Here is a 20344-nt window from a genome sequence, read left to right as displayed (position 1 = left end):
TGAAGTACGGATTTAATGGATTTAGGGATTACGCATATTTAATTAGTTCAGATTTCTCCTTTACTCCTCGTTCCACACGCTCTGCGTTGGAACGCATTTGTATATAAAGCATAGCTGTGATTGTAGGTTAAGGATTCCTCAGATTCTTAAACTTCGACCTCACCTCAATCCTCTCCTTACAAGGAGAGGAAGTGCCGGGACCTTAATTTGTTGATGGTTTGTTTCCAAATTTGAGGCTCATTCTAGGAGTCATTCTCCTTTTTGAAGGAGAAGACAGAAGAGGTCGAAATGGTGGAGTGGGGCTTAGAACGTTGGAAGGGATTTTGAATCACGGATTTGGCGGATTCAGGGATTACGCTGATTTAGTTTGTTTAGATTTCACCCTTTATCCCTCTTTCAACACGCTCTGCGTTGGAACAGAAAATTTGCAATATGTAATCTGTAATTTCCAATCTCACCCTGCTTCAGTTTTGCTTCAAATTTGGGTTGTATATTAAAACGCTATGAAATTATTGATTGTAGAAGATAACGCCGATTTACTGGATAACATCGTGACCTACCTGGAGCGGGAAGGCTACATCTGTGAGACGGCTGAAGACTACGACACCGCTTTTCATAAAATCATGTCGTTTACCTACGACGTGGTTTTAATTGACCTGATGTTGCCCGGAGGCGATGGCTTACAGGTGTTGCGAGAGCAGAAGTCGGTGAACCCTGAAACCGGCACTATCATCATATCCGCCAAAAACTCCCTGGATGATAAAGTAACCGGACTGGAGCTGGGAGCCGATGATTACCTCACTAAACCTTTTCAACTAGCTGAATTGCATGCCCGTATTAAAGCCGTGAACCGGCGCAACAATCTGGGTGGCAGCGAGATTGTCCGCGTTCAGGAAATTGCCATTCATACCAAAGCGCGGGAAGTAAAGGTGGATGGAAAAGTGGTTGATTTGACGCCCAAGGAATACGACCTGATGCTTTATTTTGCCTCCAACAAAAACCATGTACTCTCCAAGCAAACCATTGCCGAGCATTTGTGGGGCGATTATGCTGACCAGCTGGATAACCTCGATTTTGTGTACCAGCACATCAAAAACCTGCGCAAAAAACTGGTGAATGCCGGTGCTAACGACTATATCGAAAGCGTATACAGTATTGGCTATAAGTTGAATACCTCGAAAAAAGTATCATGAAGCTGATTACCAAATTTATACTGATTTACCTGATGGTAAGTGCGGTGGTGCTGGGCATCGGTGGCGTGATATCGTACTACGTGATAAAAGACGAGATCGACAAGGAAATGAAATGGGAATTCCTGGAGCGTATCGATCGTGCGACCTACCTGCTGGAACAGGGAAAAAGATTCCGGCATCACCGTACCGTAGATGGGGATGAAAATCTGACTATCCAAAAATTGGATTACTTTGCAGAACCACGGGTGGAAGTAAGCGATACGCTGATTTGGGATGAACGGCTTGAGCAAGAGGAGCTTAACGTGCGCGTATCTGCTTACCGGACCATTGGCGATTCTTCCTACTACATTTCAACCTACGGCAATATGATTGAATCGGATGATATTCGGGAAGCCGTAGTACAGATTTTGTTGTGGATATTGGGTTTACAGGTGATCGGCGCCGTGGGCATTGGCTTTCTGGTGTCAGGCCCATTGTTTAAACCCTTCCGGAATACGCTGGACCGCATCCGCAATTTTAAACTGAATGAGAAAGAATATCTCCCCGCAGAAAAAACAAATGTGAAGGAGTTTGCAGACCTGAACCAGTTTGTGGAAGAGATGACTCAAAAAGCGGTCAGGGATTATAAAAATCTTAAAGAGTTCGCGGAAAATGCCTCGCACGAAATACAAACGCCCCTTGCCATTGCTAAAGGAAATCTGGAGCTGCTGGCAGAAACGGATTTAAGTGAAGAACAATACCGGCACGTCATCAAACTGGAAAAAACCGTTAAGAAGCTGTCACGACTAAGTGAGTCGCTGGCGCTGCTTACAAAAATTGAAAATCACGAGTTTGATAACGACCAGGAAGTGAATCTAAGCGAATTGGTGAAAGAGGGTATAGACGCTTTCCGTGAATTTATTGAGCTAAATCAGCTGGAAGTGGAAACCGATATTCAGGATGGAGTAATCATAAACATGCATCCGGTGCTGGCTGACATCTTTTGGACCAACCTGTTCCAAAATGCCATTCGCCACAATATAGATCAGGGAAAAATAAAAGTAGAATTAACCGAAGAGAAGCTTCGCATATCCAATACCGGAGAAGAGCTGGATTCCCCTCCCGATGAATTATTCCAGCGGTTTCGCAAAGGAAACCCCAATTCTGAGTCAATAGGCCTTGGTTTGGCCATTATCAAACGAATTGCCGACCAAAATGATTTAAGTGTCAGCTATGAGCATAAAAATGCGTGGCACCACATTGAAATTACATTAAAGGGTGTAAAACGGGGCTAAGCTTCAAAATTGCTTCAGATTCTGTACAGAGTTAAAGCAGAGTCGGGTCGTAACTTTGAAGCGGAGTCTAAAAATACCGTCACGATCACCCATAGAAAAAATCATGCTATTTAAATCAGAGACATTACCAACAATGAAATACTTGAGTGTACTACTATTTTTTGGCCTTTTGGGAGCTTTCCCCTCTGCAGTGCAGGCACAATCTGAATCTGCGGTGATAACGGGTACGGTGCTGGATGAAAACGGATCGCCGCTTACGAATGCTACTATTGCATTGTATGATGAGGATGACGAAGAACGAAGTGAGCTGTTAACCGGGGCGGCTTCCAAAGTAGATGGGACTTTTAGTCTGCGTACCGAGGTGGATGACTACCTGCTCCGGATTACGTATCTCTCCTATCAACCCTATGAAACAGAGCTGGACCTGAGCGCAGGTGAAGAATTAAATCTGGGGGAAATTCGCCTTCAACCCGATCCTGCCCAGATGGAGGATATAGAAGTAGAAGGGCAGCGTTCTTATATGGAGATGAATTTTGACAGCCGCAGTTTTAACGTGAACGAAGACATCACCAGTATGGGCGGCTCGGCGCTGGATGTGCTGGACAATGTACCCTCCATTACCACCGATTTTGAAGGCAATGTGAGTTTGCGTGGTAATCAGGGCGTGCAGATTCTGATTAATGGGCGCCCAACCAACCTGGTGCGCAATGGAACCGACGGGCTCAGCAGTATTCCGGCCGGGATGATTGAAGAGGTGAAGATTATTACCAATCCATCCGCACGCTATTCAGCCGATGGAACCGGCGGTATTATTGATATTATTTTGGTGGATGATGCTGAGTTGGGCTTCAACGGAAGCATTCGCGCCAATACTGGCTGGCCGCAAGATCATTCCATAGGGACCAACCTGAATTATCAAACCAGTAAAATTAACTGGTTCCTGAACTCAGAGTTTGAATTTGAAAAAGACCCGCGTTCCAGCCGTACCTTCCAAAGCTTTAGTCGCGACAGTACCTATGCCTATCAAGAAGCCAGCGACTGGGACGAACGCGAAATGGAAGGCGACATCAACTTAGGAGCGGATATATTTTTCAGAAACCAGCAGGTTTTAACCATTGAAGGACGCGTGAGCCTTGAAGAAGAACGCGAAGACCGCAATATCAACTACACCGATTACGATCCCGCAAATAACCAGGTCTATCGGTCGGTAGATCCTTCCTGGGATATCTTGCAGGAAATCACCCGAGAGGTGGAAGACCAGCAGCGGGAAAGTGATTTTGATGTGCGTGCTACCTACGAAAAAACTTTCCCCGAAGAAAATCACCAGTTTACCGCCGACCTGGATTTTGAATTTGGCCAAGAAGATGCAGAGACACGGCTGAACCAGGCGATAACAACGGGTCAGCAAGATGATTTAAGGGAGCGCACTTTTGGCGGAGAGATTTACCGTGAACTGCGTTTTGATATGGATTATGAGCGCCCCATTGGTGAGAACGGTCGCTTGGAAGCGGGGACCCGTATCGAATACGAAACCGAAGACAGCGATTACCTGGTTGAAGAATTTCAGAACGGAAACTGGGAGCGATCGGATGAGGAACTGGGCATCAGTGATAATTTTGAATACCTCGAAAATGTAAATGCGGCATATGCCATCTATTCCGGAGAACTCAAGCCGTTTACTTATCAGCTGGGGTTGCGACTGGAAAATACCCGCATCCAAACCGAGCTGGATGAGACTGGTGCAGGGAGTGATCAAAATTATGTAGATTTATTCCCCAGCGTGTTTCTTTCATACACTATCAACGAGGCTAATTCCATTCAGGCCAGTTACAGCCGTCGTATTTCACGTCCCCGTTCCTGGTACTTGTTGCCTTTTACCGAAATCACCGACAGCCGGAACCGTAGCACCGGTAACCCAAACCTGAAACCCGAAATGGGCGATTCTTACGAGCTGGGTTATCTGCGCTATTGGGAAAGCGGGTCGGTACTCACCAGCGTGTATTACCGCCACCGTACCCAGGTGATAGACCGCGTTTCCATCATCGACAATAACGGAATTACCACCCGAACCCCCATCAACCTGGCCACGGAAGATGCTTACGGAATTGAGTTTTCTGCCGATCAGGATTTATTTGATGGTTTGCAGCTTTCTGGAAGCCTGAATTTCTTTGAATCTTCCCAGGATGGATTCTACCAGGGTGTAAATTATTCTAGCGAAACGGGATCATTTACCTCACGTCTGCGCGTACGCTGGCAATTTATGGAGGGCTGGAATTTTCAGTCGTACCTCTTTTACCGTGGAGCGCAGGAAACCACCCAGGGAACCCGGGCCGCACGCTCTTTTGTGGGCAGCGCCATTTCTAAAGAGCTATTGGATGGAAAAGCAAATATCTCACTCAACGTCCGGGATCTGTTTAACACCCGAAACAGTGACCGCGAGATTATCGAGCCCAATTCATACACCAACAGCGAATTCAGCTGGTCCAGCCGTTCCTTCCGGGTCAACTTCCGCTACAACTTCGGAGGAGGAGATAACGACCGCGGCGGCAGAGGACGCTAATCACCATATGCAAGACAAGGGAAAAGGATTTTTCAGTCTTGTTCGAAGCTATCATGCCCAACTGGTTCAAGCGTCCCGATTGGACCAGTATATGCTTCTATCCAATTCATTTTATTATAACAGTGCATAAGCGAAACACTTGCGATAGAGTATGATACGTAGTTAACCTATGATTGCACCCAAAAGACAAAAACTTTTTTGTTGGGTTGATGATTGAAATCAGTTTACCTTTGAAGTGATAAATCATCAAAACAAGCTCCCAGACGAATGTACGACCGAACTTTTCTTATCAGGTTGGTTAAAGCCAAAATGCCGTTTGGGCAATATGAAGGACGATATTTAACCAGCCTGCCAGTCCATTATTTAGAATGGTTTGCCCGGCAGGGATTTCCTTCAGGCCAATTGGGGCAACAACTGGCCACCATGCACGAGATCAAGATTAACGGACTGGATGATATTTTAAAGCCAATTATCAGAATGCATAGAAATTCGGGGAGATAGGGAAGTAATATTTAGCACTGAGCGGCGAGTCAATTTTCGGGGTTAATATCAGCATCTCACATCCCCCTGAAAATGAGCGAGCTCATTTTCGGTCCCTCTTCAAAGTGGGAATTTCTCTTTTAAAAAATCGATGCATTTTTAAGTTTTTTTAGGTCGATAAATTTAGAATGCTAAACAAGGTAATTCTCCCTTTGAAGGGAGACCGGTTTAGAGCTTTAGCTCGAAACCAGAGGGATGTGCGATGGTGACTTACGCCCGATTCGCTTTCAACAGCAAAAACTTATTTCCTTATCACCTTATTCTCTATCCAAAAAACAACTTTTGGAATCTTAGCTTAATCACCCCTTCATCAACGCCATCAAATCATCAATTTTGTCCTGATCGATCAGCTCACTTTGGAGATTTAACTCCTCTTTCATGCGGAAATTGCGCTGGGGGCCAAGGGTGAAAAACGTGCGCAGTAATTCCAGTTCATTATCAAAATAATTCTCGGTGAACTTGTCTTTGAACTTCATGCCCAGCACAAACTCCTCCAGTTCATCGGCTAAAAGGGAGGAGGCACCTTTTAGAAATTGATTCACCAGTACCCCGGTTTGCGGATCCATAGTGAGAGTGAATTTCTGAGGGGTGATGCGGCTTAATAGCTGGCTTGGTAGGTAGTGGGCGCTGCGGATGGGCCGCCCCATCAGGTACAAAAGTTTGAGTAAAGCCCCCAGGCCTTTACGGGTTTTCAAGTGCCCTTTAAAACAACCATATACATTAGGATATTCATCCGGCACGCTCATCGATAGCCGAAACTCTCGTTTGTTGCCTCTGCGTGTTGTCGATATGTAATAATAGGTTTCCGGTTTTTTGTTGGCTTGATTGAAAGGCGGGCGCAGCGAACGAATGAGCAGGTTTTCAAGTAGTATGGCATCGGTTTCGGTATTGCAAACTTCATAGCCGATGCGGTGAAGGTGGGCTACCATCCGCTGTACTTTCTTTGATTTGGAATACCGGTAGGACGTTATCCGCTGCTGCAAGTCTTTGGCTTTGCCTACGTACAGAACCTGGTCATGACGGTCGTACATGGTATACACCCCGGGTTGATGCGGCGGTAGCTCGCTCATGGCATGGTTCACCCGTTCTTTTTGGGTGACGGCCGCAGGTTCAAAGAGGTCTAAAGTCACGGGATTGGAGTAAAAAAATTGCTAACGATTTGTGGGAAAATAGCAGAATGAGGGTAAAATTCTAAAGCTAAATTGCTAAAATGGTTAGTGAAACGAGGTTAATTAAGGGAATTAATTGCAGGTTGAATAATAGTTCTGTTTTTTCTGAGATTCTCTTTATATTTAAAGCCTTTTTCGGATAAGAAATTGAACGAATAAAATATCCATATTCATGAAACGCACGTATCAACCAAGTAACAAGAAGCGAAAGAACAAACATGGTTTTCGCGAAAGAATGTCCACCAAGAAAGGACGCAAAGTATTAGCACGGCGCCGAGCTAAAGGCCGTCATAAGCTAACGGTAAGCGATGAGAAGAAAGGAGCAAAGAAGTAATTTAAGTATTACTGATTCAACAGAGCGTAGGTTTAACTTACCTAAATCGCACCGATTAAGTGGTAAGAAGAATTTTGAGGAACTTTTCAATAGTTCCTCTTTTTTTGCAACATCAAAAATTACCCTGCGTTTTGTTATTCATTCTGAAGCCTCGCGTAAGTTTTTGGCGGGCTTCATAGCTCCTAAAAGAATTGGTAACGCCGTAGAAAGGGTTCGCGTTAAGCGGCTCTTGCGCGAAGCTTACCGTTTGAATCAACATCTTATTACTGACCTTTCTCCTTCATGTACCTTTGCTGTACATTATGCGTTTGTCGCGCGTCATTCTGATATTGATTTTAAGGCCGCACAAAAAGATGTTAGTTACTTGCTTCGCAAATTACGGGAACATGTGATTTCCAAAACTTCAGCCCAATAAATAACTACACTCTTGGATAAAAATACAGTAACCGGATTTGTCCTGATATTCTTGCTAATGCTGGGGTGGTTCTATTTTACCATGCCTTCCGAAGAAGAACTGGCCCAACAGCGCAGAGAGCAAGCAGAAAGTGACAGCCTGGCTTTAATAGAAGCCCGTCAGGACTCGATAGCAGAAAGTGAACAAGTAACCAGTCAAGAAGCAGATCGTCAGGAGCCTTCCATAAGTGAAGAGACCGACGAAGTTCCTGAAACAAGGGGCCTTTTTGGTAACAGTACAGTAACCGAAGAGAGCCGCCTACAAGTAAGTACTCCGCTTTATGATGTGACATTTACCAATCGTGGTGGCGGACCTGCTTCTTTTATACTGAATGATTATGACACCTGGGACGGACGCCCGGTACAGCTTATAGCTGATACTACACACTCTGCTTATAATATTGGTTTCCTATCCACAGAGAATTATAATGTAGAAACCCAGAACCTGATGTTTCGTCAGGTGACCAGAGGCTCTTCTCTTACTATTGCACCGGGTGAACAACGGGAAGTTCAGTATGAGCTGGATCTCGGTGATGGCCGGCGAGTAGTTATTACCTACCTGTTGAATGGAGATAACTATGAAGTTGACGCCGATATAGAATTTGTTGGCTTAAGGGAATATGTAGTAGGCCATTCCATCGATTTTGGCTGGACTTCACCTTTACGTTTTACAGAGAAAGATCATACCCAAGACGCTTTGCCAACCTCTGCTTATGTATATGCAGGCGGCGAGCTCGAACAGTTTAAGCTGGATGAAGCCGGACGCGACGAGTTAACCATCAACGGCAATATCGACTGGGCAGCTACCAAAACGAAATTCTTTACCCAGTTAATCAAACCCATTTCTCCCACCGATGCTGCTATCGTAACCGGAGAAGTAACCGGCGCGATCGACAATCAAAATACCGAACACCGGTATACCTCCATCATCCGCTCTGATCTGGATGATCAGGGAGTCGCTTCCTTCCGCATGTATTTGGGACCTTTAAAGTACCGGGCGATCACCAAGATTGATGATCGAGCCTATGATATGGTAGATATCGGGTGGAGCTGGCTGCGCTGGTTCTCTGAACCTTTTGTACGCTGGATGGTGATACCATTTTTTGAATTCATGTCTGGATTCATCAATAATTTTGGGGTCATCATTATTGTATTTGCCAGTTTGGTGAAACTGGTGCTGTCACCGCTCACTTACAAGAGTTACAAGAGTATGGCGGCGATGGGCGAGCTGCAGCCTCAAATGAAGGAGATACAAGAGAAGTATAAAGATAATCCGCAGAAGCAGCAGAAAGCTACGATGGACTTGTATCGCAAGAACAAGGTAAATCCCCTTGGTGGATGTTTGCCTAACTTGCTGCAGTTCCCCATCCTGATTACCCTTTGGCGGTATTTCCAAAACTCTATTTTAATCCGTCAGGAAGAATTCTTGTGGGCCGGAGATTTATCCGCCCCGGATTACATCATTAACCTGCCTTTCGAAATTCCATTTTTGGGTGACCAAATTGCCGGTTTTGTACTGTTGATGACAGCGGCAATGATGGTTCAAAGTAAGTTAACCGGCGGAATGAGTGGCGGTGGCGGCAGCAGTCCTATGGCCGGCCAGATGAAGATCTTGCAGTACATCTTCCCGGTTATGTTACTGTTCATATTCAACAATTTTGCTGCCGGACTGAGTCTCTATTATCTCGTATTTAATGTATTGTCTATTGTACAGCAGTTCTTCATTAAGCGAAGTCTGCATGCCGATAAAGAGACGGCCAAGGCTTAAAACAGTCAAACCAACTTATTTACAATGTTAACGGCTCAGGCAAGCCATGCAAAACGTGCATGGTTAGTCTGGGCCGTTTTTGTTTCTGTCAGTACAGAAATCCTGAGATAAGAATAGGTAAAACCGGTTAAAAGGAGGTTTTATGTTCATCCCTGCGCAGGCAGGGATCTAATTTTTTTGTTGAATCCAACTATTGATAGCTGGCAAACAATAAGATTCCGGGCCTCACCGACAAGTTTGTCGGGACAGGTAAGCTGCGGAATGAGCATTAAACATATTTCTATATCAATTCTTATATCGAATTCACATTAAGAACCATAAAAAAGGCCCGTCACCATAAGATGACAGGCCTTTTTCGTTTGCCAGGTATAAATCGTTATGAAATCAGGCGGCTTTAATTAAACAGTTTTTTAATCCAGCCAAATGCGCCATCACTTTTACCCGGACTTGGGCGCTTACCTTTTCCTTTCTTTTTGCCCTCCTTTCCACCAGATAAACCATCGTAAGTGGGGCGGGGCAGGCCGTTTGTTTTATTCTCTTTTTTAGGATCTTTTCTGCGCTTGCGATCCTTGTTGTTGCTATTACTGCTTTTATTGTTTCGGCCTTTGCGCTTACTGTTTTTCTTACGGCGTGATTTCTTGCCACGTCCTTTTTTCTCTTTCACTTCTTCAGGAAGCGGAATTTCCTTTGGCGCATATCCTACCTGCTTCACAATCTCATCGATATCATCTTTATCCATTTTGGATACGAGAGAGATCATACGAGTTGCTTTGCCTTTGCCTACTAATTCCGCGCGGTACTTATACTCTTCCACTTCGTTAGGCACATCATAGTTGATGACCTGCTTGGCTTCATTCAGATCCACTTCAGTAGCAGAAAGTCCGCCAACCAGTAAAATCTTCATTTCGCCGGAAGTAAACTTTCCAAAGCGTTCGTTATAATATTCTTCCTTCAGTCCGGGGTTAATACTTACTACGCCCCATCCTTTCTTACGAATAATGCGGAAAAGTCGATCGGTAGTACGCTTGGAAGCAGCAAATACCACAACTTTGTCCGTAAGGTTCTTTTCCAGGTGTGCCAGCAGTGTAGAAATCTTAGCCCGTGGAGGAACATAAATGTAGCCCTGGCTCAGGTCTTCGTTAATAGGTCCCGGATCATCATCCTGTTCACTATCTGAAGTTTGCTCCTGCTTTTCCTCTTTTTTCTCTTCAGGATTCAATACCACGCTCACGCTGGCTTCGCGCAGTTTGCGGTTTACCTCTTCCTGATCCAGTACAAACTCTTCCTGCTCATCCTCTTCCTTATTTTCTTTGGAAGATGATTCAGGTTTGTTTTCCTGGGTTTTCTTGTCCTCGGATGTGTTTTTCTCAGATGAGGAAGAATGTGTGCCTGCTTTATCAAATCCTATAACAGAAGGATTCTGAAGCAGCATATCGGAAAGCTCTTGCGTAGCTTGGTTGTTCTTTTCAGAAAAGATTAAAGGCTGAGGCTCTCCTTCCACATATTGCATGATGTCTTTTACCCGGCTCACCAGGTTATAGTTCTCCATGCCATGGGCTTCGTCAATAATGACGAGCTCCACGTGAGAAAGCTTCTGCTTATTCTTTTCCAGTAATTCAATAATCCGGCCGGGATTGGCTACCACAACCGGGGCTTCATCCTTCAGGGCTTGTTCTTGCTCTCCGCGATTTCCTTTCATAGACAGCAAGCTGCTGCCAACTTGAGCATGGTAACCCATAGCCCAAACCTGTTCATCAATCGCTTTTGCCCGTTCTACAGATGGTGTTAATATTAAAACTCGTGTGCCTTTAACCTCTCCGTTGGTCGTCAGTTTTTGCAATGCTGGTATCAAAAATACTCCATCATCTTCACCGGCTTCATATTTTGCAAGGATATGTTTGCCTTGCAGCGCCAGTGGAATAACTTCATTCTGGAGAGGTGTAGGTTCTTCAATTCGTACGTCGGCCAGCCCGCTCAACAGTTCGGGGCTCAGGCCAAATTGTTCAAAACTCAATGGTTACACCTCTTACATTTTGGCTTTATAGTTCAATTTTCAAAGATCACGTCTTTCAATAAAGACCTTACAATATATAAAAAAATGCGGGCAAGCTCAGGTCTGATATTTTAACCGGTTGAAATTGCACCTGGCTTAAGGGTTTTCAATTAAGCTGAAATAGGTACAGTGAAGGGTTCCTGGGGCTGTTATCTCGCACAAATCTTGGGTTAACAGGTAAAAGGTTTTTTTGGAAGTAAAGGTGGAAACGGGGGATAAGGGAGTAAATAGAACAAAAAAATCAAACCAAAAAGAGGCTTCATCAAAGCGCAATCAAACTGGAACTGCTATCATAAAACACGGCTATCTGAAGCATCGCTAAATGCAATCAACACAAGTTTTTCTTAGAAGCACAAACCCGTATCTTTTTGTACTCAAACTGTTTGCTAACATTTAAACTATTATTCTTTTGAGTTACCTGGCATTTGTTCTTCAAGAGAGAAAAGTACTGAGCTTTGGTCTTTCGTTTACCTTCTTTTCAAGCTTTGGCCAAACATTTCTGATTTCACTGTTTGTACCTTTCTTTTTAGAAGACTTCAATCTCACCAACGCAGCATTTGGCTCCATCTATTCTGGCGCTACTTTAGCCAGTGCAGCCATCCTGCCCTACCTGGGAAAATGGATTGACGTGTTACCAATCGGCCGATACAGTTTGTATGTGGCTTGCGGTCTGCTGATCGCCTCTTTGACTATGGCGTTTTCCTGGCATATCGGATTTTTGTTTGCGGCTATACTGATGCTCCGTCTTTCGGGACAGGGACTGAGCGGCCATACTGCCGAAACAGCTATGGCCCGGTATTTTAACCTCCAACGTGGGAAAGCATTGAGTGTATCGAGCCTGGGATATCCTTTGGGAGAAGGTCTATTGCCGGTAGCAATGGCAGCCATTCTGGCCGTGTTTAGCTGGCGCGTAACCTGGGGCATTATAGCTGCCGTTATTGCGCTGGTTTTTATTCCCTACATCCTCTACTTGTTGAAGAAAACGGCCATCGAAGAAAAGAATCAGGTGGTGAAGAAAACGGAGGATACCGGTGAGGAGTCCGAAGACAAAAAGGGTTCGTATTCTATGATGTTTGGTGATCGACGGTTCTGGTTGATCCTGCCAGCCGTATTACTACCTCCATTTTGGGCTACGGGATTGTTCCTGTACCAGGTATCCATTGCTGAACAGTTGGGCTGGACGGCCGCCATCATTGCTTCCGCTTTCATCTTTTTTGCCGGTGCGCGAATTGTTAGCTCCTTAGGCATTGGTCCGGTTATAGACCGCTTCAGTGCCCGACAGATATTTCCCTTTTATATTCTGCCATTGGGTGCCGGTGTGCTGATGGGAGTTTTTCATCCCGGCATTTGGTCCGCTTTTGTGTACATGGCCCTGATCGGGGTGACTATGGGTTTTGGGAATGCTACAAAATCTGCGCTGTGGGCTGAATTGTACGGAGAAGACATGATTGGAACCGTGCGTTCCCTGTTTGCTTCGCTGATGGTATTCAGTACCGCTCTGAGCCCGTTTCTTATGGGATGGATGCTGGATAACGGGGTTGCCATCGAGTCGATTCTGTTTTCTGCTTTTCTAACAGTCGTGGCCGGAGCTTTCTTAGCATTCCTGGGATTACGCAATGCGGACACAGAAACAGCCTGATTTTTTTGAAAATAAAACACCTTGTACTGGAAGTACAGGGTTTGGCTTGAGACTGAAGGTCCCTGTTTCCTCTCCCCGTGTTCATCACTGTAGATGTTAGATAATTCAATGACTGTTTTCTAGCCGTCCCCATTCGGGGGTTTCTAACCAAATTATCTAACATCTGCAGCAATGACGTTTTTTATATCGAACTGACGTTATTTTAAATACGACTCCCAACGGGATGATCAGCTAAAGTCCATCCTGAAACCTCATCCCAATGTTCGTGGCCGACTGGTTTGTACGTCATAGCCTTGGACCTGCAGCTGAACAAAAAGGCTCATATTTTCGTTATTCAGAACTAAGAGCAACCAACCTAAACACATTATAGAATTAAGATATGAAAATTGAGATATGGTCAGATGTAGTCTGTCCGTTTTGTTACATCGGAAAGCGACATATGGAACAGGCATTGGAGCAACTTCCCGAAATTGATGCAGAAATTATATGGCGTAGTTTTGAACTGGACACAGAGGCTCCGGAGCATACTGATGCCAACATCAACGAAGTGTTGGCGAAGAAGTATGGTAAAGATCTTGACTGGGCAAAACAGATGAATGCCAACATGGTCAAAAATGCCGAAGATGTAGGGCTGGATTACAACATGGACGATATACAACCGGCCAATTCCTTTAAAGCGCACCAATTACTCCATCTTGCCAAAGAAAACGGATTGCAGGATGAAATGAAGGAAGCCCTGTTGGCCGCATATTTTACTGAAGGTAAGCTAATCAGTGATTCCGATACTTTAGTGAAAATAGCTGAAGGTGTAGGTCTTGATGCCAGGGAGGCTGCTTCTGTACTGGAAGAGGAAACCTATAAAAGTGCAGTTCGGCAAGATGAGCATGTGGCCAGACAAATTGGGATTCAGGGCGTGCCTTTTTTCTACATCAACGAAAAATACGGATTGTCTGGAGCTCAGCCCGTAAAAGTCTTTAAGGATGCATTCCAACAGATTGAAAGCGGCAATGTGGCGACAGAACAGTAAGGCGTTAAGCCGAGGCTAATAATTTGAAATCCGTAAAGCGGTTAACGTCCAACTATTTAGCCGATAATTTTGTTGTGATAGTAGCATAAATAGAGGACGTTTCAATTTTTAACCAATACATATTTGTTCATTGAATCATTTAGAAATAGATTTTTATCAATCTAAAACCAAATTATTTGCTATGAGACATTTTGTATGGATACTATTTGTTGCATTAACATTAGGGGCCTGCACTTCTGGTTCCCAAGATGGAGTTGAGGACGAGGCATCATTCGTGACCATGCTTGGAAACGATACGCTGGCGGTGGAGCAATTTGTGAAAACCGACTCCAGTATAACCGCACAAGTGGTTTTACGAGTGCCGGAAACTTCATTTTCTGCTTATAAATTAACGCTGGATGAGACTGGCGGTATAGAGGAGATGGTTAAAACCGTATATCCGCCGGTGGAAGGTTTTACCGGATCAGGAGCGGTCACCCGAACCGTTAATCGCGTGGGCGACAGCCTGTATGTGGAAGTGATGGAAGAAAATAATCCAGGCACGTACACGGCGCCTTACGAACCGGGCGTATTGCCATTCATCGACATGGTACACTGGCCTTTTGAGGTAGCCTTTAACAACGCGGTAGAAACAGGTCAGGATACCGTAATCCAACCATTGTTAACGGGCAACCGGTTATCTGATTTCACTATAGCTGATCTGGAAGGCGATTCCATGACTATCCGCCATCCATTCCGCGGTGTGATGGGTGTGAATGTGGATGACAGCGGTAACTTGGAATATCTGGATGCAGGTTTAACTACCCGAAAGCTGAAAGTGTATAGACATGAATCATTGCCAATTGACGATATCGGTATGAGGTTTGCCGAACAAGACCGGGCTGGAAATTCTTTCGGATCTCTTTCCGGTTTTGTAGAAGTAGAGTATGACATCGGCGATACCAATTTTCAACTTGAATACGGTTCTCCCCAAAAACGCGACCGTGAACTATTTGGAGGCATCGTGCCTTGGGGCGAAGTCTGGAGAACCGGAGCCAACCGGGCAACACACTTTTCTACCACTTCTGATCTGCAATTTGGCGATCTCGAAGTACCAGCTGGTGATTATACACTCTTCACTATTCCAGAAGAGGATGGAGGCACGTTAATCATTAACGAGGAAACCGGACAGAATGGAACGGCCTACGATGAGAGCATGGATTTAGGTCGCGTACCGATGGAAATCTCTACGAAGGAAGAAAGTACGGAAGCTTTCACTATAACTGTAGTTGAAACGGATAATGGCGGTGAGCTCCAGCTGATATGGGGCGAAACCGTGTTTAGTGCCCCTTTTACCATTGAGTAATCTTTGATTTTTCATTTCAAATCAAACCTCCAAGGTTTCTTAAAACCTTGGAGGTTTTTTATTAGCTGAAGAATTGTAACTGTTAATTATTTTGTGAAACGTAATCTTTCAGGTTTATCCAAACCGACAACAAAAAAGCCGCAATGCCCAAACTGGCGGTAAGAACATCAACCGTAAACGCATCCCAGGAAATACCGGTAACCGCATCCAGGTAATATTTAATGTATGACGCCGGGAGGCCGGTTTCTCCGAGTTGATATTTTATTTGCCAGTGCCAGTCGGTGCAGGGACAGTAACCCCATCCATAAAAAATACCCAGGCCTACCCACGAGAAGATCGTTGCGGTAATAACGTACAGATGCAGCCGGCGCGTTTTGTGGAAAATCCATCCGGTGAGGTTAAACAGGATCAACGAAAAGTGGAACACCACGAAAAAGTAATCCAGGAATTGATACATAAAACCACCAATCAAAGTCATTAAATAAGTTTCTGAAAGAATCCATCGCCCACGGATTCATCCGTGGGTTAAGCTAAAGGGAGGGATAAACAGGGTCGCTTTTTTATCTACTTAAAAAGGGTCATCCCTGCGTAGGCAGGGATCTTAGTGATACCAGGGTCCCGGTTAAGAATTCAACTTATTTCCCCTTATTCATAAAATCTTCCACACGGGAAAGATGCTGTTCATCGACCCAAAGCTCAGCAAAAGGCTCGGTTTCGGCTTCAAGGGCTTCCCGCCGGGCGGCAGAAATTCGGAAGGCATTTTCTTTAAGAGTTCGGATATATTTCCGGTCGTTTTGAGTAAGTGCTTCTACCCAAGCCAGGGTTTCTTTTTCGGGGTGATCTCCCAGCAGTATGTGTTCAATCATACCATGTGCCAGCACTTTATGGGCTTCTAAAACTTCTGATTTTCCCTGCCATTCCAGTGCTTTGGTTCGGCCCACTTTTTCCACCAGGCGAGTCATGCCGCCCCAGCCAGGCACCAGGTAAAAGCGTCCCTGGGTGAAACCGAATTTGGCATCAGGTACCGAAAGCCGGAAGTCGAAGGCCAGCATGAGTTCAATTCCCCCGCCATAAGCATCCCCATTGATATGAGCGACCGTCCAGCAGGGAAGTTCTTCAATACGGAACAAAAGATCTTGAATGCGCTGTGCCTGTCCCACCATCTTATCTTTTTCTTTGATGGTATGAAATTTTTTGAGGTCACCGCCCGAGACAAAGGTATTATCCCCGCTTCCGCTCAAAATGAGAACGCGAATGTCTTCGTCTTCTTCAACCTTTTGGACCAGCTTTTCCAGTTCATCCAGTACCTCAAAATCTATGGCATTGAGTGCTTTTGGGCGATTGATATTAGCCCAGAGGATGTGATCGGATATGCGTTTTTGGGTGAGAACCATCCTGCCTAAAATTGCAGATTTAAAGTGAGGGTTTCATCATTCCGGCTTACCGTAACGGTGGTTTGGTCGCCTTTTGAGAACTCGTTAAGGGCACCCATGTATTCATAAATATCTTTGATGGATATATCGCCAATCTGGATGATAACATCACCCGGCTGTAACCCGGCACCGGCGGCAGGACCATCTTCGTTTACCCCGTTAATGCGGAAACCTTCCCCTTCAAAACCGTAATCGGGAAGTACGCCCAGGGTGGGGCCGTCCATGCGCATGGTTTGGCGCTGTTGGCCGGGCGCTTTGGTAAAAGCAAGTTCATTGCGGCTAAGGGTGTCCAGCGTCTGAACAACGCGCGCGACATGTTCAACCACTTTTTCTTGTCCGTCAAAATTGATCCATTCGGTATCATCAGACGGACGGTGGTAGTCCGCATGGGTATCGGTGAAATAATGGAGTACGGGAATATCTTTGTAATAAAAACTGGTATGGTCGCTGGAGCCGGTGCCGTCTTCCACAAGCTCCAGGTCCAGTGAGTCTGCATTGGCAGAGGTTAAAATAGATTCCCAATTATCAGCGGTGCCTACTCCAAAAATCATAAGCCTATCCTCGTTAAGCCGTCCGATCATATCCATGTTAATCATGGCGATTACCTCATCAAGCTCCACAGTAGGGTTAGCCACATAATGCTGGGAGCCAAGCAGGCCAATTTCTTCACCTGAAAAAGCCAAAAAGAGCAGGTTACTTTCGGGACGGTTTTCAGCAAAGTATTGGGCCAGTTCCAGTAGGCCTGCAGTTCCGGATGCATTGTCGTCTGCGCCATTGTGGATGCGCTCATTCCCGTTGCTTAGAGAACCAAATGCGCCCATACCCAAATGATCGTAATGTGCTCCGATTACAATAACATTGTTTGTATTGCCGGTACCCTGTAACAAACCGGCCACATTTTTAGCCAATCGCTTTTCTCCGGCAGAGTCATCCGGACTGGCGTGTGGATTGGAGGCCATAGCCATGTTTACCGTAAATGGCTGAATGTAGCTTCCCTCATCCCCGGCAGGGTCCAGGCCATAACTTCTAAACAAATCAGCAATATAGTTGGCTGCTGCCGCTTCTTCCGGGGTGCCGGTTTCGCGGCCCCGCATGTCATCACTGGCTAAAAAACTGATATGGGTTTCAATGTCATGAGAGGTGATGTCAGGTTCACTCAGTTTCGACTCTTCGGCCGGAGAACAGGAAGAGATAGTTAGCAGAAGAAAGGGAAGGAAGAGCGACAATCTGTATGGCATAGCAAAAGCTTATGGTTAAACATCTCATTTAATATAACATATTGCGGAATTTTTGGGGAACCGGATTTTATGGAAATTGAAATAGAGCACAGAGTAGAGGTGCAGTACGGAAATGTAGATTAAGCCCGTTCTGCTAGTTCAAACCACACAGCTGTTTTTTCATCAATCTCCCCTTTTAGTTGCTCGTACTCTTTGGAGAGTTCACTCAACTCTTCGTAGTCCAGTTCGCCGCTGCTCAATTTGGCCTCCATGGATTCTTTTTGTTCCTCCATCTTGGCGATTTCTTTTTCCAACTTGTGATATTGACGCCGCTCGTTATGGCTTAGTTTTTTGGGTTGATCGGAGTCGGAGCTTTGGTTGCCAGAGGTTGATGAGGAAGAAGATTTGGATTTGTTGCTGGCCGAAGAAGATTCAGCCGCTTCCAATAAAGTTTGCTCCCGGTATTCATCATAGGTGCCGTGGAAGTCTTCAATCTCTCCACCTCCTTTAAATACAAAATAGTGATCTACCAGTTTATCCATGAAAAAGCGATCGTGAGAAACGATGATGAGGCAACCCCCAAAGTTTAACAGGAATTCCTCCAGTTTATTCAGGGTGATAAGGTCGAGGTCGTTGGTAGGCTCGTCCAGGATCAGGAAGTTGGGGTTTTCCATGAGCACCATCATCAGTCCAAGCCGGCGTTTTTCCCCGCCGCTCAGTTTCTCAACGGGTGTGTACTGCATCTTTTTGGGAAACATGAAGTGCTCCAGGAATTGCGTGGCTGAGATGGTATCGCCGTTGGCCAATTCAATGACTTCAGCCACTTCCTTGATGATTTCAATCACGCGCTTGCTTTCATCCAGCTGCAGGCCTTGTTGCCGGTAATGACCGATTACCATGGTTTGGCCGGTTTCCACTTCGCCATTATCAGGTTCTTCTTCTCCGGTTATAATCTTTAGGAAAGTACTTTTGCCGGCTCCGTTTTTACCCAGGATGCCAATTCGCTCGCCCCGCTTAAAGGAATAGCTAAAGTCATCCAGGATCACGAGGTCGCCATCCTCAAAGCTTTTATCGATATGCTTCAGCTCAAGGATTTTGCCGCCCATCCGGCTCATATTCATTTCCAGCTTCAGCTCGGCATCCTCAGTTTGGGAGTTTGCCTTTTCCTTGGTTTTATGAAACTGCTTTATGCGTGATTTGGACTTGGTGGTGCGGGCTTTGGGGCGGCGACGCATCCACTCCAGTTCCTTTTTCATCAGCTTGCCGGCTTTGGCAATCTCGGTTGCTTCAATCTCTTCCCGTTCGGCTTTCTTTTCCAGATAATACTCGTAATTACCTTTGTGATGATAGAGCTTGCCGGCATCCAGCTCCAGAATATGATTACACACCCGGTCCAGGAAGTAGCGGTCATGAGTGACCATTAGCAAGGTGAGATTACTTTTGGCCAGATACTGTTCCAGCCACTCAATCATTTCCACATCCAGGTGGTTGGTGGGCTCATCAAGAATCAGTACATCGGGATCATCAAGAAGGGCAAAAGCCAGGGCCACACGCTTACGCTCCCCGCCGGATAGTGAGGCGATTGACTGCTCCAGGTTGTGAATATCAAGCACACCCAGAATTTGCTCCATCTGTTGTTCTACGTCCCAGGCTTCGTTGGCGTCCATGGCCGCGGTAGCCTGTTCAAACTCTTTTTGGGTTTGCGGGTTGAAGTCCTCCGCTTGATCACGCACGGCCTTTTCATATCGTTGAACCACTTTGATCTTATCGGATTTGCCATGGGCAATGAATTCGCTGATGGTCATAGATTCGTCCATCTCCGGCTCCTGCGCCAAAAAGCTTACCTGTATGCCATTTCGTACCATTACCTTTCCGGAATCGGGTTCCATCTCGCCGGCTACGATTTTAAGAAGGGTAGATTTTCCGGTGCCATTGGGGGCCACCAGAGCGGTTTTATCCCCTTTGGAAAGGCCAAATGTGAGGTTTTCAAACAACGGCTTAATGCCAAAATGCTTGGATAAATTCTCGGTAGAGAGGTAGGTCATAAATAATAGTTAGATGATAGCATTATGAATAATCAAAATACGCATTAAAAAGACAGAATATCGAACGATCCCAGAGGTTAGTAAAACTTCAATCATTACTGCAAACCAGACTAAAACGCCCGCTTAATTTGAGAAGTATAAATAAAAGGCAAAATGATTGTAAGGTTAGTGCTTAGGCTCTCTTTTAAGCCCTTAAATTGGTACATTACCTCTAATCGATTTCTATACATCAACATCTAAAATTCATAATTTATAGCGTAATTATATAGGCAGTGTTGAGGAGGCGGTAACGTT

Annotated in this window: 16 protein-coding genes; 10 read left to right on the top strand and 6 right to left on the bottom strand. The window is 45.3% G+C overall.

Features of this window, described 5'->3' with window-relative positions; genetic code table 11:
* Window positions 1–503 precede the first annotated feature (503 nt).
* The 4 genes from FN815_RS07225 to FN815_RS07210 all read left to right on the top strand — a co-directional run bounded on the left by FN815_RS07225 (window position 504) and on the right by FN815_RS07210 (window position 5528).
* A complete protein-coding gene (locus FN815_RS07225) occupies window positions 504–1193 on the top strand; it encodes a response regulator transcription factor (RefSeq protein WP_142453960.1) in 690 nt (229 codons plus the stop codon).
* Window positions 1190–2467, top strand: a complete 1278-nt coding sequence (locus FN815_RS07220) for a sensor histidine kinase (RefSeq protein ID WP_142453959.1) — start codon at window positions 1190–1192, stop codon at window positions 2465–2467. Before FN815_RS07225 ends, FN815_RS07220 begins: the two co-directional genes overlap by 4 nt.
* Before the next feature lie 133 nt (window positions 2468–2600).
* Window positions 2601–5027, top strand: a complete 2427-nt coding sequence (locus FN815_RS07215; RefSeq protein WP_221930271.1) for a TonB-dependent receptor — start codon at window positions 2601–2603, stop codon at window positions 5025–5027.
* Window positions 5028–5294: 267 nt separating this feature from the next.
* A complete protein-coding gene (locus FN815_RS07210) occupies window positions 5295–5528 on the top strand; it encodes a DUF3820 family protein (RefSeq protein WP_142453957.1) in 234 nt (77 codons plus the stop codon).
* Between the two features lie 338 nt (window positions 5529–5866).
* Here the strand turns inward: FN815_RS07210 and FN815_RS07205 are convergent, their stop codons facing one another.
* On the bottom strand, window positions 5867–6697 hold the full coding sequence (locus FN815_RS07205) for a nucleotide excision repair endonuclease (RefSeq protein ID WP_142453956.1): 831 nt from the start codon (window positions 6695–6697) through the stop codon (window positions 5867–5869).
* A gap of 211 nt (window positions 6698–6908) precedes the next feature.
* Between FN815_RS07205 and rpmH the strand changes: the two genes are divergently transcribed.
* Genes rpmH through yidC form a run of 3 tightly spaced genes read left to right on the top strand, consistent with a single transcriptional unit; the run spans window position 6909 to window position 9291 of the window.
* The gene (gene rpmH / locus FN815_RS07200) at window positions 6909–7070 is read left to right on the top strand and encodes a 50S ribosomal protein L34 (RefSeq protein WP_142453955.1); all 162 of its coding nucleotides are present in this window, start codon (window positions 6909–6911) and stop codon (window positions 7068–7070) included.
* Window positions 7045–7485 carry a ribonuclease P protein component gene (gene rnpA / locus FN815_RS07195; RefSeq protein ID WP_142453954.1) on the top strand — a complete coding sequence of 147 codons (441 nt, stop codon included), beginning with the start codon at window positions 7045–7047 and terminating at the stop codon, window positions 7483–7485. Before rpmH ends, rnpA begins: the two co-directional genes overlap by 26 nt.
* A gap of 12 nt (window positions 7486–7497) precedes the next feature.
* Window positions 7498–9291, top strand: coding sequence for a membrane protein insertase YidC (gene yidC, locus FN815_RS07190; protein WP_142453953.1), 1794 nt, complete (start codon window positions 7498–7500; stop codon window positions 9289–9291).
* Between the two features lie 394 nt (window positions 9292–9685).
* On the opposite strand, the gene FN815_RS07185 is transcribed toward yidC, so the two are convergent.
* The gene (locus tag FN815_RS07185) at window positions 9686–11305 is read right to left on the bottom strand and encodes a DEAD/DEAH box helicase (RefSeq protein WP_142453952.1); all 1620 of its coding nucleotides are present in this window, start codon (window positions 11303–11305) and stop codon (window positions 9686–9688) included.
* Window positions 11306–11753: 448 nt separating this feature from the next.
* Here FN815_RS07185 and FN815_RS07180 point away from each other — a divergent pair, with 448 nt between their 5' ends.
* The 3 genes from FN815_RS07180 to FN815_RS07170 all read left to right on the top strand — a co-directional run bounded on the left by FN815_RS07180 (window position 11754) and on the right by FN815_RS07170 (window position 15355).
* Window positions 11754–12983: an MFS transporter gene (locus FN815_RS07180; protein ID WP_185957207.1), complete on the top strand. Its 1230-nt coding sequence runs from the start codon at window positions 11754–11756 to the stop codon at window positions 12981–12983.
* Window positions 12984–13362: 379 nt separating this feature from the next.
* Window positions 13363–14010 (top strand): DsbA family oxidoreductase, encoded by a 648-nt coding sequence (locus FN815_RS07175; protein ID WP_142453950.1) that lies wholly within the window; start codon window positions 13363–13365, stop codon window positions 14008–14010.
* 181 nt (window positions 14011–14191) lie between these two features.
* On the top strand, window positions 14192–15355 hold the full coding sequence (locus FN815_RS07170; protein ID WP_142453949.1) for a DUF2911 domain-containing protein: 1164 nt from the start codon (window positions 14192–14194) through the stop codon (window positions 15353–15355).
* A gap of 82 nt (window positions 15356–15437) precedes the next feature.
* On the opposite strand, the gene FN815_RS07165 is transcribed toward FN815_RS07170, so the two are convergent.
* The 4 genes from FN815_RS07165 to FN815_RS07150 form a co-directional block, all read right to left on the bottom strand.
* Window positions 15438–15833 (bottom strand): DUF2784 domain-containing protein, encoded by a 396-nt coding sequence (locus FN815_RS07165; protein ID WP_221930270.1) that lies wholly within the window; start codon window positions 15831–15833, stop codon window positions 15438–15440.
* Window positions 15834–15990: 157 nt separating this feature from the next.
* Window positions 15991–16749: an enoyl-CoA hydratase/isomerase family protein gene (locus tag FN815_RS07160; RefSeq protein WP_142453948.1), complete on the bottom strand. Its 759-nt coding sequence runs from the start codon at window positions 16747–16749 to the stop codon at window positions 15991–15993.
* Window positions 16750–16754: 5 nt separating this feature from the next.
* On the bottom strand, window positions 16755–18026 hold the full coding sequence (locus tag FN815_RS07155; RefSeq protein WP_142453947.1) for a M28 family peptidase: 1272 nt from the start codon (window positions 18024–18026) through the stop codon (window positions 16755–16757).
* 119 nt (window positions 18027–18145) lie between these two features.
* Window positions 18146–20050 carry an ABC-F family ATP-binding cassette domain-containing protein gene (locus tag FN815_RS07150; RefSeq protein ID WP_142453946.1) on the bottom strand — a complete coding sequence of 635 codons (1905 nt, stop codon included), beginning with the start codon at window positions 20048–20050 and terminating at the stop codon, window positions 18146–18148.
* Between the last annotated feature and the right edge of the window lie 294 nt (window positions 20051–20344).

Origin of the sequence: Gracilimonas mengyeensis (assembly GCF_900182705.1) — a bacterium.
GTDB lineage: Bacteria > Bacteroidota > Rhodothermia > Balneolales > Balneolaceae > Gracilimonas > Gracilimonas mengyeensis.
Note: the sequence above shows the minus strand (reverse complement) of the source record. Positions and strands in the feature narration are given on the sequence as shown.

Coding starts and splice junctions, on each gene's coding strand:
- FN815_RS07225 (WP_142453960.1), top strand. CDS start 504: ATGAAATTATTGATTGTAGAAGATAACGCCGATTTACTGGATAACATC.
- FN815_RS07220 (WP_142453959.1), top strand. CDS start 1,190: ATGAAGCTGATTACCAAATTTATACTGATTTACCTGATGGTAAGTGCG.
- FN815_RS07215 (WP_221930271.1), top strand. CDS start 2,601: ATGAAATACTTGAGTGTACTACTATTTTTTGGCCTTTTGGGAGCTTTC.
- FN815_RS07210 (WP_142453957.1), top strand. CDS start 5,295: ATGTACGACCGAACTTTTCTTATCAGGTTGGTTAAAGCCAAAATGCCG.
- rpmH (WP_142453955.1), top strand. CDS start 6,909: ATGAAACGCACGTATCAACCAAGTAACAAGAAGCGAAAGAACAAACAT.
- rnpA (WP_142453954.1), top strand. CDS start 7,045: ATGAGAAGAAAGGAGCAAAGAAGTAATTTAAGTATTACTGATTCAACA.
- FN815_RS07175 (WP_142453950.1), top strand. CDS start 13,363: ATGAAAATTGAGATATGGTCAGATGTAGTCTGTCCGTTTTGTTACATC.
- FN815_RS07170 (WP_142453949.1), top strand. CDS start 14,192: ATGAGACATTTTGTATGGATACTATTTGTTGCATTAACATTAGGGGCC.
- FN815_RS07165 (WP_221930270.1), bottom strand. CDS start 15,833: ATGACTTTGATTGGTGGTTTTATGTATCAATTCCTGGATTACTTTTTC.
- FN815_RS07160 (WP_142453948.1), bottom strand. CDS start 16,749: ATGGTTCTCACCCAAAAACGCATATCCGATCACATCCTCTGGGCTAAT.
- FN815_RS07155 (WP_142453947.1), bottom strand. CDS start 18,026: ATGCCATACAGATTGTCGCTCTTCCTTCCCTTTCTTCTGCTAACTATC.
- FN815_RS07150 (WP_142453946.1), bottom strand. CDS start 20,050: ATGACCTACCTCTCTACCGAGAATTTATCCAAGCATTTTGGCATTAAG.